Source organism: Mitsuaria sp. RG (genome assembly GCF_028369275.1).
Lineage (GTDB): Bacteria > Pseudomonadota > Gammaproteobacteria > Pseudomonadales > Pseudomonadaceae > Aquipseudomonas > Aquipseudomonas peradeniyensis.
This window is the reverse complement of record NZ_JAQMYQ010000005.1, coordinates 104951-117831: the sequence shown is the minus strand read 5'-3', so window position 1 is coordinate 117831 and position 12881 is coordinate 104951. Positions and strand designations below refer to the sequence as shown.

14 protein-coding genes are annotated in these 12881 nt (G+C 65.2%); all 14 read right to left on the bottom strand.

What is annotated here, in order from left to right; translation table 11 throughout:
* Positions 1–23 precede the first annotated feature (23 nt).
* On the bottom strand, positions 24–584 hold the full coding sequence (locus tag POF53_RS04895; protein WP_203651205.1) for a hypothetical protein: 561 nt from the start codon (positions 582–584) through the stop codon (positions 24–26).
* 213 nt (positions 585–797) lie between these two features.
* The gene (locus POF53_RS04890) at positions 798–2063 is read right to left on the bottom strand and encodes a colicin-like pore-forming protein (protein ID WP_232856836.1); all 1266 of its coding nucleotides are present in this window, start codon (positions 2061–2063) and stop codon (positions 798–800) included.
* An 86-nt stretch (positions 2064–2149) separates the two neighbouring features.
* Positions 2150–2650: a lysis system spanin subunit gene (locus POF53_RS04885; RefSeq protein WP_498966606.1), complete on the bottom strand. Its 501-nt coding sequence runs from the start codon at positions 2648–2650 to the stop codon at positions 2150–2152.
* On the bottom strand, positions 2644–3195 hold the full coding sequence (locus POF53_RS04880) for a glycoside hydrolase family 19 protein (RefSeq protein ID WP_232856834.1): 552 nt from the start codon (positions 3193–3195) through the stop codon (positions 2644–2646). Before POF53_RS04880 ends, POF53_RS04885 begins: the two co-directional genes overlap by 7 nt.
* Before the next feature lie 217 nt (positions 3196–3412).
* Positions 3413–4447, bottom strand: a complete 1035-nt coding sequence (locus POF53_RS04875; RefSeq protein WP_232856832.1) for a phage late control D family protein — start codon at positions 4445–4447, stop codon at positions 3413–3415.
* Positions 4448–4782: 335 nt separating this feature from the next.
* Positions 4783–4989 (bottom strand): tail protein X, encoded by a 207-nt coding sequence (locus tag POF53_RS04870; protein ID WP_203651200.1) that lies wholly within the window; start codon positions 4987–4989, stop codon positions 4783–4785.
* Entirely contained in the window at positions 4964–5809 is an 846-nt protein-coding gene (locus POF53_RS04865) for a phage tail protein (RefSeq protein WP_232856830.1), read from the bottom strand. Before POF53_RS04865 ends, POF53_RS04870 begins: the two co-directional genes overlap by 26 nt.
* Before the next feature lie 11 nt (positions 5810–5820).
* Positions 5821–7485: a hypothetical protein gene (locus POF53_RS04860; protein WP_232856828.1), complete on the bottom strand. Its 1665-nt coding sequence runs from the start codon at positions 7483–7485 to the stop codon at positions 5821–5823.
* A gap of 336 nt (positions 7486–7821) precedes the next feature.
* Positions 7822–8124: a phage tail assembly protein gene (locus tag POF53_RS04855; RefSeq protein ID WP_232856826.1), complete on the bottom strand. Its 303-nt coding sequence runs from the start codon at positions 8122–8124 to the stop codon at positions 7822–7824.
* Positions 8125–8136: 12 nt separating this feature from the next.
* Positions 8137–8646: a phage major tail tube protein gene (locus POF53_RS04850; RefSeq protein ID WP_232856824.1), complete on the bottom strand. Its 510-nt coding sequence runs from the start codon at positions 8644–8646 to the stop codon at positions 8137–8139.
* A 13-nt stretch (positions 8647–8659) separates the two neighbouring features.
* On the bottom strand, positions 8660–9826 hold the full coding sequence (locus POF53_RS04845; protein ID WP_232856823.1) for a phage tail sheath subtilisin-like domain-containing protein: 1167 nt from the start codon (positions 9824–9826) through the stop codon (positions 8660–8662).
* 102 nt (positions 9827–9928) lie between these two features.
* Positions 9929–10636 (bottom strand): tail fiber assembly protein, encoded by a 708-nt coding sequence (locus POF53_RS04840; protein ID WP_254463914.1) that lies wholly within the window; start codon positions 10634–10636, stop codon positions 9929–9931.
* A gap of 8 nt (positions 10637–10644) precedes the next feature.
* On the bottom strand, positions 10645–12279 hold the full coding sequence (locus POF53_RS04835) for a phage tail-collar fiber domain-containing protein (protein ID WP_232856821.1): 1635 nt from the start codon (positions 12277–12279) through the stop codon (positions 10645–10647).
* Positions 12272–12880, bottom strand: coding sequence for a phage tail protein I (locus tag POF53_RS04830; RefSeq protein ID WP_232856820.1), 609 nt, complete (start codon positions 12878–12880; stop codon positions 12272–12274). The genes POF53_RS04835 and POF53_RS04830 overlap by 8 nt, the downstream gene beginning before the upstream one ends.
* Position 12881: the final 1 nt, after the last annotated feature.

Here is a 12881-nt window from a genome sequence, read left to right as displayed (position 1 = left end):
ATACCCTACCACTCAAGCCAGGCTCAGTCCTGCCTCGCCTTGCGCCGACGGGCCAGGCGCAGCAATGGGTAATGCACCAGCACGACATAGCTGAAGACGAACGCGAATTCGAGCGCAAGCAACATCATGCTGGCAAAAAAGGGATACAAACCTGGGTGATTGCCCACCCAGCGAAACTTCGCACGATGGTGGGCGAAATCTGTGTAACCGAAGTAGTTCTGGGCAAGTAGCACCCCAACCACCACCACCCAACCGACATGGAAAAACAACTGGCGGCGCAATGACAGCACCGGCAGTTGCTCCAAGGGACGTAGATGATGGCGGCATACCAGCAGCGCCAGGCCGATTGAACACAACGGCGCGGCGATCGCGACATAGTTGGCGACCGCCTTGGACATCAGCGCAAAATTGGACGACCAGACACCCACCTGCCCCAGCAGATGCTGGTCAAGCAGGCGATCCAGGACCAAGGCTTGTTCCTGACTCAGCGTCGGCACCCAACAGGCCAGCAGGAACACCGGCACCAGGCTCGAGACCGTGATCAGATACAACGGCCAGTGACTGGCCGTGTGCTTCGCGTTCAACGTCACAACTCCTTGCACAGACAGGTTGCTAGGGCCTGTACGAAATGTGTCTGCGCGAAGGCCAGACAAGGCGAAACGGGGGGAGGAAGCGGAGTGTACTGGAGTACATGAGCATTCCGAGCCCCGTTTCAACGCAGTATGGGCGAATGCAGATACATTTCGTACAGAGCCTAAGCACCGAGAGCAACGTTGTGCGCTCCCGGTGCAAGGGTATCAGGGTGCTACTGCGCCCATGACCCACTGATTGATCTGGTCGACCTTCTCGGTATCGAAGTATGCGCTGGCAGCCCCGATGAAGACGGCCGCCACAACGGTTCCCGCTACTGCGGCAGCGGGGGCGGAAACCAGCAAGCCCAGGGCGATGCCAGCCATGGCGCCCGCCAGACTGCCCGCCACCTTGCCGACGACAGCGCTTTCCAGTTCCAGAAGAAAGGGTTTCCAGTCACCGGTCTTGAAACCGCTCACTGCCGAGTCAACCAGCCCGGCAGCCTGAATGACGCCACCGGTCACACCGAAGGCCTTGCCCAAACGCAGCATGTTATCGCCAAGCGTGGCCTTGTCCAGCGCCTCAAGTGCCTGGGCAACCGCCGCCGAGTCCTTGGCGTTCAGCCGCAAGCCGGGGTTTTGCGACAGCTTTTCGAAGGCCTTCAAGGCCTCCTGGTAGCTGCCTATGCGCTTGCCCGCGATGCCCTTCTGCATGTCGTTGGCGGCCTGCGCCACCTGGTTGCCAAAGCGATTGGCGATTTCCTTGCCAGTGTCACTGGCGTAGGTGGCCGCGTCCTTGTAGGACTCTTTCTCCAGCGCATCGCGGCGCGCCTTCTCCAGGGCATCGAGCTTTTCGCGCAACTGCTCCTGAGCCTTCAGATCGACATACAAGGCCAGGGCTGCCGTATAGAGGGAAAGCTCGACATCCAATGCCGCCGGCACGTCGTAATCGTCCAGCTTGCGCAATTCGTCGATCAGTTCCTTGATATCGCGGTCATCGAAACGACCGCCCTGCTCCGTGGCCAGTCGCCCGCGATTGAATGCGATCTGCTGGTCGCGGGTGGCCATCATCGACTTGATGATCCCAATGGAGCGCTCGGCTTTCTTCGAGTCCGGCAGCGCCGCAGTGCTACCTGCGGCGGCTTCAGCCGCAGCCAACTCGGCATTGAGACTGGCCGGCAGGTTACGCTCCTTTCTGAGGTAGCTGTCACTCAGTTCATTACGCATCTCGAAGATCTGATAGGGCAACATGCCCCACATATCGACGCCCAGGTCATAGTAGGCATCCGGGCTTGGCCAACCCTGCCCCTCCAGCACCGCTTCCAGTACTGCGCCGTTCATCAGCGCGGCAACGTTGAGTGCATGGTGGGAGGGTTCACCATTGACACCCAAAGGGATAGTGATGCCTCCCGTTGAACTTCCACCGCGTCCCCCTCCACCTGAGGAACCCGAAGGGGGAATGCCACGGTCCACGATGATGTTCTTTTCGCCCATTCTCTACTCCTTGAATTGGCTTGCTTGAAAAATGGCCGGCCCCACGAAAGTGAGGCCGGCCATGGACAAAAGATAAGAAATACAGATCAGCGCGACAGCGCACGCACATAGGCCTGGCACGCCCGCAAGGCGATCAGTCCGCGGTCGCCGTCGTCGGTGATGGCGATAATTCGTCGAGCATGCGCCGGGTCAAGTCGGGCGCGTACGGGGCCATGATCCACGCCGCCGGTGCCGGCGGCGGCAGGCACTGGGGCACAGGTGGGGTCGCGCTCGACCAGGACCGACAGGCGCAGATCGGCAGTAGCAAGGCGGTCACGCAAGCGAGCCTGAGTCTGTTGGGCATCGGTCAGCTCCTGGAAATGCTTCGTTTCACTGTCGTGCAGGCGTTGTTCGAGGCCCTGGCGCTGATCGCGTTCGGCGAGCAGCAGGCCGTACAGCGCCTCGGCCTGGTCAAGGCGCTGCTGCACCAGCGCCTGCTCCTGCTCGGCCAGCTGACGCCCGAGGCGCCAGCCTTGCAGCTGCCAGGCCAGCACCGCGGACAACGCCATCAGCCCGAGGCACAGCGCCAGTTGCAGGCGGCTCAGCACAGCACCTCCCGCGCTCGCGCCCACAGTTCGAGGCGCTCCGACAAGCCGTTCAGGCCGCCGTTGATATGCCGGGTGATGCGGTTGAATTCCCCCTGGTCGGCCAGGGCGTTGAGCCCGCGCGAGTGCCAGAACCAGGCCGCCGATTCGCAGGCCCAGCGCGGCTGCTCGAGCATCTGCGGTTGCGCCAGCAGGCGTTCGTCGCCGAACAGCGCACGGCTACAGGCCTGGTAGTTGTTGCGCCCGGTCACCTGGATCAGGCCACGGCCGCAATAGCGCTGGCCATCACCGTCGGCTTCAGGCGTGTTGCCCAGGCGCAGGGCCAGGCTGCCGGTGTCGTAGCGGGCCAGGTAGCGGTCGCTGCCCAGCTCCTTGACGTAGCGCAACTGGCCGGACTCATGGCCGACCTGGGCCAGGAACGCGGCAATGCGCTTGGGGTGGTCGATCTCCCAGTTGGCCATGGCCGTGTTCAGCGCCGGCAGGAAGGCGGCGACGCGTTGGCCGGCGAGCGGGTAGATCTGCTTGAGTTGCTGTTCAGTGAGCGGCATCGGTGCATTCTCCATTGCGGTCTGATCGAAAGGCGGCCGGTGCCGCCTGTGGCTCGCTCATGGGCGTTGGCTCGAAGCGCGTGGCTTTCACAGGGGTCACGGTGTGGCGACCGCCGCACCTGATCTGGAGCTCGGAAACAGGGTGATGCGGCCGGCTGACAGCGACTATAGGGAGCGCCGCCGCCGGCAGGCATCGGGAAACCCTCACCGCCCTGTCTCAGGCCTTGAGCGAACCCGTCCGCCGAGGCGCGGAACCCTTGGCCTTGGCCTTGCCCTGGCGACCGCCATTGCACTGCACGGTGGTGCGCCAGCCGCTGCTGGTGAACACCTGCTCGACCGATTCGATGAGGTACTGCCCATCAAGCCCAGCCAGGAAACCCTGAACATCGATGCTGCGCTCGGCGAACAGGTCGGTGCGCCCGGGCATGTCCAGGCGCACGCTGGCGGTGTCGCGGTTGAAGCTGGCCAGGCGGGCGCGGGCGGCCTGTTCCGCCGCCGCGCGGTTGGGGTACAGGTGGCGGTCGGTGTAGACCGGCTGCAGGCCGTCCGGCGCATCGCCATTGTCCAGTTCCACCGCTTGCAGGTGCCCGCTGGCGCTGTCCTGGTGGCGGGTCCTGACGGCCTTGTGGGTGCTCTTGTCAGCCAGGCGAAACTGCCACTGGCTGACCTCGCTGCGGGCAATGCCCACCACATCAAGAGGCTTGCCGCTGGCGCTCTGGCCACCCTGGCGCGGCAGCACCAGCAACTGGCCGTTGGCGAGCTTGGCGGTGCAGTCGTGCTGGCGCGCCAGGCGAGTGATGAAGTTGAAGTCCGACTCGCTGTACTGGTCGACCCGCGGCACTTGCACAGCCAACGGGCACACGGCCTGCCAGCCATTGCGGGCACCGATCTCGGCGACGATGCGCTGCAGCGTAGCGTTCTCCCAACTGCCACTGCGAATGGTCTTGCCGCTGCCGCGCAGGTCACTGGCCTTGCCGCGGATTACCAGGGTGTCCGGCGGGCCGGACAGCTCGACCTCGTCCACGGTGTAGCGGCCCAGGCGGTTCAGCGGCTGCCCGGCGTAACCCAGGTGCACCTCGAGCACTGCGCCCCTGGCTGGCAAGGCCAGGGCACCGTCGCGGGCATCGAGGCGCAGTTCGAACTCGTCGGATTCCAGACCTGGCTTATCAGTGGTGCGTAACAGCAGCAGGCGGTCGTTAAGCAGCGTGGTGATGTCATGGCCGTCCGCGATGATGCGAAATTGAGGTTGCATGGTTGGGGCTCCGCTGTATTGGTGTAGCGAGGAAGGCGTGGGGGGGGGGGGGGGGGGGGGGGGGGGGGGGGGGGGGGGGGGGGGGGGCGGGGGGGGCGGGGGGGGGGGGGGGGGGGGGGGGGGGGGGGGGGGGGGGGGGGGGGGGGGGGGGGGGGGGGGGGGGGGGGGGGGGGGGGGGGGGGGGGGGGGGGGGGGGGGGGGGGGGGGGGTGGGGTGGGGGGGGTGCGGGGGGGGGGGGGGTGGGGGGGGGGGGGGGGCGCGCGCCCCCCCCCCCCCCCCCCCCCCCCCCCCCCCCCCCCCCCCCCCCCCCCCCCCCACGGTACAGGGGCGAGTGGTCAATCCCACAGCTGCAGGCTGGTGCTGGTCGTCATCGGCAGTTCCGGCAACAGTATCCTCACCCCGGCGCGAAACGGCTGCGCCTCGTCCGCCAGGCCCTGGTTGGCATCCAGCACGGCCTCGACCGTGCCGGAAAGATGGCCGTAGTAGTGCTGGCAGAGGGTATCGAGCAGGTCGCCCTCAGACGTTGTGCAGGTCTTGGCCATAGCTCACGAACTCCAGTGAAAACCCTTGTTTGCGCGGAATGCCGCCGGCCAGCAGGACGCTCTGCTCTTCCTCGATGCTGGTCAGGCACCAGGTGCCGAGCACCTCGCCGTAGCCGGTGGTCAACGACAGCGGCAGCAGCTGGCGACCGATGCTGCGCAGCGTCTGCAACTGGCCGAGGCCGCCCTTGAACCCGGGGAAGATCGCGCCACGGATGTTGATGCTCTCCTCGCCCAGGCTGACCGCCTGCTGGGCGCTCTCGCGGCTCAGGCGTTCCTGCCCGGCCCAGCGAAAACGCGTCTGCCGACGCAATTGGTCGAAGGCGGCGGTGTCGAGGTTGAAGTAGTACGGCGCCGCGCCCGCCTTGAGCGGTTGCAGCACCAGCAGGTGCGGGAACGGTTTTATCGCTTCGGCGGCGGGCGTCACCTCGGGCGCGAAGCCCAGTGTCGACAACACGCCGTTGACGGCCGAGGGTAACGTCTTTACCAACCGTTTTACGGCGGTGCCGGCCTTGGCGATATGCCCGGCGAAGGTATCGATGCGATCGCGTACCTGGCGTACCACGGCCAGTGTCTGCTCATACCTGGCCGCTACCTTGGCGACCCGAGCCTGGGCATTGGTGATCGCGCGCATCGTGCGCTGGAGCTTGGCGGCGATGAACGGGCCGACCACTGGCAGCCCCTCCAGCACGACGACCGCACCCTGTACATGGCCGATCGCGTCGTTCATCGGATCAAGCATGGCGTCGGCATGCCGACGCCCTGCTTCTCCTGCCTTGACCAGGGCGTGCAGCGTGGCTTGCAGCTGCTCCATATAGGTCATGGATCCTCCTGTCAGAATGGGTTGGGATGATCGGCCAGCTGTGCGTTGTAGGCCTGCCTCTGCAGGTCCTGCATGACACGTCGGACCGCCTCTTCGAGTTGCTGGGTGAGCTGGTTGGGCGAGTCCACGCTACCCTGCACGGTGATAGGCATGTTCGCGGTGAACGTGAGCTGCTGGCTGACGGGCTGCGTGGCCAAGCCTTGGCTCTGCGCCGGACGCGGCCCGGCGTCGGGCAACGCCAGCGGCCCAACAGGTACGCTCGTTTCCTGCGGTTTGAACTCGGCGGCACGCTCGGAGAAATACTTGCCCACAGGCGCACCGATCGGCGCTCCAGGCCCAATCGCCAGCGGTACCTCGACACCACCAGCGGCGCGCGCATCGACTGCCGCCCGAGGCTTGGAAAGCGCCACCTGCGATGGCGACAGTAGCTGCCTGGCCATCCGTGTGCCGACCTGCCCATCGAGCACCTCTCCCTTCGGTACGAGCGTGATCTGCCGCGGATCGCTCAGGGAGATTGCTGGACGGGGACTCTTGGGAGGCTCGTCAGAGGCGCTAAAGAATGTTTTTCCAGCCCATCCCCCGATCACGCCACCGACCTTGTCGCCAACCATGTTGCCGATCAGCATCGCAACTGGCGGACCAACAACACCACTGAGAAACATCCCTCCCAGCACTGTGCCCACTGCTCCGCCAATCGCACCACCATAACCCGCCCCCTTCTCCTCGGGCGTCTTGGCCGTGGCATAGGTGTAAGCCCCCTTTACCCCGGCCTCGAGCCAAGGCAGTTTGCCAGCCGCCTTGAAAGCCTCCGTCAGTCTGGCCCAACGCCCAGGTGAAGGATTGAGGCCGGAGGGTGACGGTCCGGCATCCGCCCCTAGCGGATAAGGTTCGTCCAGCCCAACCCCACGTCCGGCACGGCGTAAACGGCCACGATGCTTGTAGGCGGCAGCCCCCGCGCCTATTCCCAGGGCGCTGGCCAAGGTGCCCCATAATGTACTCGATGCCGATGGCGGGGCAGCGTCTGCTGACGGCGTCGATTGCCCGTTGCCAACGCCCGCCACAGAAGCACTGTCGGACCTGGCCATCAGCCCCTTGCCTAGCACTCCACCGACCTTGTCGCCGGCAAAGCCGAGCATCATCGAGGCCGCTGGGGCGCCCAGTTTGAGGCCTGCGCCCAACATGGCCCCCGATACGGCCCCCAAGAAACCACCGGCGGCGGCACCCACCCCCTCTCCCCTCTGCTGCGCAGTGGAAGCCGTGGTTGCCGTAAAGACAAGCTTCGTCAATGCATCCAGCCCGGCCATGCCGGTAGCCGACTTCCCGGCCTGCAGCGCCTGCGCCCAACGCCCTGGCCCATCGCTGCGAGGCAGCGGGGCCGGCATCGCATCCGCGCCAAGCGGGTAATCCTCGCTGCCTGGCGCGCCATCGGTGCTGCCAATGACCAAGGCCGGTAGGTACAGGGTACCCGGACGGCCAGGAGCGCTACCCTGGGCGATTCCCTTCGCCGCCAGGTAACCACCGCCCGCGATCAGGAGCGACGAAGCGACATCGCGCGCTGCCTGGCCGACCTGAGGCAGCAACTCAGGCCCCGACTGGGCCGGCCTGCCGCCCAGGGAGCGCTCCAGGAGTACCTTGTGCTGCTGAAGCAGCCCGACCTGCTGTTGCTGTACTTTCAAGGACTCGGCCTGCGTATCCTTGTCCCGTAGTGCCATCGCCCCTTGCGGGGACGGGGCAGTATTTCCCCCGCCGCCGACATCGGCAGGCCGCTGGGTCCCCCCCAGCGCCCCCATGGGTACCGTGCGGCCACGCAGCCCCTCCAACGGCCCCGCAAGTTCCGGAACGGTGGCACCGACTGCGCCCAGCGCTGTCGTTGATCTGTTCGCCATCCGTGTCTCCCCCTTCAGTCCGCCAGCCACCAGACCATATCGCTGAACGACATGGCCATGATCTCGCTGGCAGAAAAGTTCAGCTCCTTGGCCAGCCGCCTGGCGGCGGCCTTCTGCCGGGCAGGGTCAAACCTCGTCGTCCTGCACCAGGCGAAAGTAGCCCGTCTGCAGGCGGCTGTAGTCCTTCAGGGCCAGGCCCTCGAGGTCCTTGACGCCAACCTCGGCGAGTGAGGCGAACAAGTTCAGTTCGCGCTGCTCGTCGTCAGCCACGCCACCGGCCTGTGCGTTGCGAATGTCACGCACGGTCGGTGCGCGAAGCGACAGGCTGTCGACCTGCACGCCGTTCGCCTCGCTGGGGCGCGACAGGCGCACGTTCACGCGCTCGGCGTCGACGGTCAGCCATTGCGGCAGTTTCTTCGTTTGAGCCATCGAGCGTTCTCCTTAAAGACCCAGTGCGGCGCGCTGCGCGGCCAGTTGGTCGACACCGTCGATCACCCGTTTCATGCCCAGGGCGTCGATTTCGTAGACCAGGCGGCCATCGACTTCGAGCTTGTAGTAGGTGACGGCGATGCTGTGCTTGATCTCGGCCTTGTCGCCGGACTTCCAGTCACCCATGTCGATCTCTTTCAGCGAACCGCGCAGGGTGACGATGACTGGGTTGATCTTGCCCTTCAGGCCCTTGAAGGCGCCGCGGAAGGTGCCGTTGAAAGCGGTGCCGTCGGCCAGACCGAAGAACTTCAGCGACTCGCGGCGTACGCCGGTGGTGGTGAAGGCGGCTTCCTGTTTTTCCATGCCCTGGTCCATCTCGACCGGCATGTCCATGCCGCCGGGGCGGTGCTCTTCCATCTTCAGCGTGAGCTTGGGCAGGGTCAGGTTGGGTACATCGCCCTGGAAGCTGACGCCATCGACGAACAGGTTCAGGTTGGCCAGGGTTTCGGGAATCATTGCCATGTAGATGCGCTCCTTAAGCGACGGAATCGAGGACTTCGGTCAGCCACTGGTTGGTGACTTCGACGCGGAAATTGGGGTTTTCGGCAGGCGGGACGTCGGTGAAGCGGATGTTCCAGTACACCTTGCCCTGCTCGAGGTGGCTGGCGGTGTTCAGCTCCGGGTCGGCGAAGACTTCGAAGTTGATGATCGCGCCCTGGTTCTTCAGGTCGCGCATGAAGGCCTGCAGGCCCTCGGTGACGTCCTTGACATAGGTGGCGGTGATGGAGCGGTCGACGGCCCACTTGTGGCCGTAGAGGATCGCGTCCATGACGATGTCCATGGTCCGCACGCGGGTGACGAAGGCCCATTTCGGGTCGCTCGACAGGGTGCGGTTGCCCCACAGGCGGAAGCCGTCGTCGCGGATGATGGTGGCGATGTTGGCGTTGTTCAGCAGGTTGGCGCGGCAGGTGTCATCGCCGTCGAGGAATTCCACGGCGCGGGTGGTGCCGGTGATGCCGACAAATTCCTTGTTCGAAGGCGAAGCCCAGAAGCCGTACTCGCGGTCGGTGTAGGCGAACAGGCCGGCGACCCAGGCCGACGCGGGGGCATCGACGGTAGCCAGGGCCTCGTTGTCCCAGTAGCGCACGCCGGGGTCGACCATGAAGGCCCGCTTGGCGCCGAACTGCTTGGCGTAGGCAAGCACTTGCTCTTCGGTGGTGTTGGGGCCATCCAGGATGGCGATGCCACGCAGTTTGTCGGCCAGGCCCACCAGGGCGGTGGCAATGGTGTTGACCGAGCTGTGGCCCGGAACGATCAGCAGGCGCGGTTGGGCATTGAATCGACTTTTGCCGTCGAGCAACGCTTGCAGGCCGGTACGCTTGCCGTTGATCCCGACGGTACCGATAATCGCCGAGATCTGTTCGGCAGTGTCATCGACCTTGGCCACGCCACAGGCGACGATAACTGCCTTGGCGCGAGCGAAGACGGCGCGGCAGGCCTTGGTGATGGCGGCATTGCCACCGAACGCAGCCACTGCTTCGCGCTCACTGGTGATCAGTACCAGGTCGTTGGCCTTTGCAGTGACGCCCGGGCCTTCGGTGAAGGTATCGACCAGGCCGATGATCGAGGACGAAGGCAACGCGATGTTGCGGGCACCCGTGTCGACATTGGTCACGGTGACGCCGTGGAAGAATCCACTCATGTAGGTTTGCTCCAGGTTCAGGTGTGAAAAGGCCCTGCGGGTGCAGGGCCTGGAAGGGGTAGATCGGTTTGGGAAAACGCCCGGCGTCGCGGGCGCTCAGGTTCAGGCGACTTCTTCGAAGCCTTGGCTGGTCAGCCAGTCGGCAGCCGCCGCCTCGTCAGGGCTCGCCGGCCAACTATCGGCGGTGGGCGCCGCGGCCGAGAGATCCAACCGGTTCAGTTCGATCCGGTAGCGCTTCCAGGCCGTCAGCGCCGTTACTTCGGCATCTGTGGCCATTTCCAGGGCAACGGCGTCCTGCAGGCTCGAGATGCGCAGCGTGGCGTATCGGACCAGCAGTGCCTGCTTGTGGGCGCCCGATTGGCGCAGCGCCTTGCCCCTGGCCAACTGGTTGACAACCCAGGCGCTGCCGTTCCAGGTATCGAAGTCCGAGGTCGGCGCTTGCAGCGTGAAATCTCCAGGCAGTTCGCCCAGCATGGTCCAGACCTGCGCCTCACCATCGGCGGTGCGATACACCGTCGCGCCTCGATGATCGACCACCTGGTCCCAGTGCTTGCCATCCTGGGTAGCGATGGCGGCGAAGCCCGTCTTCAACTCAGGCGGTTGGATGCGATAGCTGTGGGCCGGGATCAGCCAGACTCCAGGTTCGAGCGGGCTGGGATCGGCCGCGCAGGCCCCAAGAAACTCACCGCTGGCAGGGTCGACGTTGCACACCAGCGGCGCAACGACACCGGCCTGTTGCCACCAGGTGGTAGTGGCGGCCAGGTAGGACTGCACCGCCGCCACGGCGCCTTGAATGATTTGATCGGTCATGGGCACTCTCAAAATTTGATACAGGCCAGATAGGCCCGGTTGAATGGCCTGGATTCATTGCCGCCGCTGACGCTGGTGACGAAGCTGTGGGCATGGGCCGGCGCCGTGTCGGTATAGGCCGAGTTCACGCCATCGCCCATCTCGTCACCGAGCACGGCGTTACCGCCGCTGGTGACCATTGCCGCATTGATCCGCTCCCTCACCAGCAGCGTCACGTGCGAGTGGGCACCCGCGGCCGAGGTGGCCCCGGAGTGGGCGTGTTCGAGGTTCTGGCTGCCCTGATCCGAGAACAATGCCCGGCCAGGGTCGACGTTGCGTCCATCCGACCAGCCGCGGTCGAAGTAACCACGGTCATCGGGCAGGTTGAACGTCGTCGAGCCATCGCCAGCGCCAAACTGGGTACCGATGACCGCGAACAAGCGCGCATAGGTCACGCGCGAAACCGCTGCGCCGTTACGCTTCAGCCAACCCGCTGGTGGCACGCTCATCGCGAAGTGGGCGACATGGCCGGCGGTCAGGCCTGCGATGGCATTCACCTGTTCGATGGTGGCCTTCTTCGACAGCTCGTTGACCATCGTGGCGGCGAAGTTCGGATCGTTGCCGATCGCGGCCGCCAGTTCGTTGAGCTGGTCCAGTGCGGCCGGGGCCGAACCAACCAGGGCTGCAACCGCCTGCGCCACGGCATTGGAGGTTTCCGCCCGGGTGAAGACTTCACTCTTGGTGTAGGCGTCGGTGATACCGTAACCCGCCACGGTGGTCGGATTGCTCGCCGCAACGACGCGACCGTACTTGTCGACCTGCACGCTCCGATACGTACCCTCGGACACACCCGTGCGGCCAAACGCCATCTCGAACGCCAGGGCCGTCACGCCCAATGTGATCGTTGCATCGGTGACCAGCTGCCAGCCGCTGTCACCATTGACCGTGCCTTTCTCCACCAGCACCAGCAAGCCAGGTGTGACCTTGGCATCGGTATCGGCATCACTGCAGCGAACCCAGGCACTTGCGCCGACCTGGTACAAGCCGTTGTCCTTGGCTGCCGCCTGGTTTTTCACCAGTACACGGGCACCCGCCAGCAGCGCGACGCCGTCGATGGTCTGCAACCCATTCAAGGTGATGGGACCGGTGGTGGCTGCCTGCACCGAATGTTTGAAGTCTTGCCTGGCCAGTTCCTCGGTAACCCATTCACGGGTAGCGAGGACAACCGCAGGGTCGATCTTCAGCTGTACCAGGCTGGCGCTGCTGACGATCAGGTTCAGGCGCACCACCTGGGTGCGGCCCGAACCCTGGTTGAGCAACGGCTTGTAGGTGGGCGCGCAGTTGGCCACGGCAACCATGTCGCCGTCGGCGTCGTACAGCGCGACTTCACGGATCCAGCGGCCTCCCACTTCCGCAGGGATGACTTGCTCGGCGACGATCACCGAACTGTCCTTGTCGTCCACCTTGAGCTGGTTCAGCGGTGCGCGACGCCATTCGTTGATCAGGCTGGTCTGGGTGGCATTGGGGGTGGGGTCGAGGCCATTGGCGTCGCCCACCCCCATCTGGGTAATTTTCCACGGAATGCCCAAGGCATCCGCATTGGCCTGCTTCGCCGCGCCCACTTTGGTGAGGATGGCGTAGAACTGTGAATTCTGGTCAACCATGTGCAATGTCCAAGGTATCGATTGTGTGTTCCCGGCCACCGCGCCCGATCGCACCGCTGACGATGACGTCAGGGGGTGCTGGCGGGTAGACGTCGAGTTCATCGCCGTCCTGCAGCGCGCAGCCAAGGTAGAAGGCGCCACGGCTTTCGAGGCTGATCACCAGGCCGGTCAGGTGGCGGCTGACCGGTCGGGCATCGTCGATCTGCGACGACAGTTCGTTGTAGGTTTCTTCGCTGATGCCGGCGTCGGTCACCCCGAGTTTCAGGGCGAATGTGCCTGGCACCCCGACAGGCTGTGTCTGCCACCACTCCTCGACTTCGATCAGGTAGCCGAACGGTTCGACCACCCGCCGGAGGGCGCCGAGGGTGCCTTTGTGGGCGTGGACGAAGAACGCCGAACGGATCACCGAGCGCTTGATCGACTCGCTCCAGCGGTCGTCCCAGCGATCCACCGACCAGGCCCAGGCCAGTTGGTACAACAGGTGCGCCGGGCAGGTATCGGGGTTGTAGAGGGTGCGCAGGCCGACCTTGAGGTCTTCGTCGGCAGCCGCCTCCAGGGCGCGTTCCAGCGGCGTGCGATTGAGCGGCAAGAGCGTGTCCATG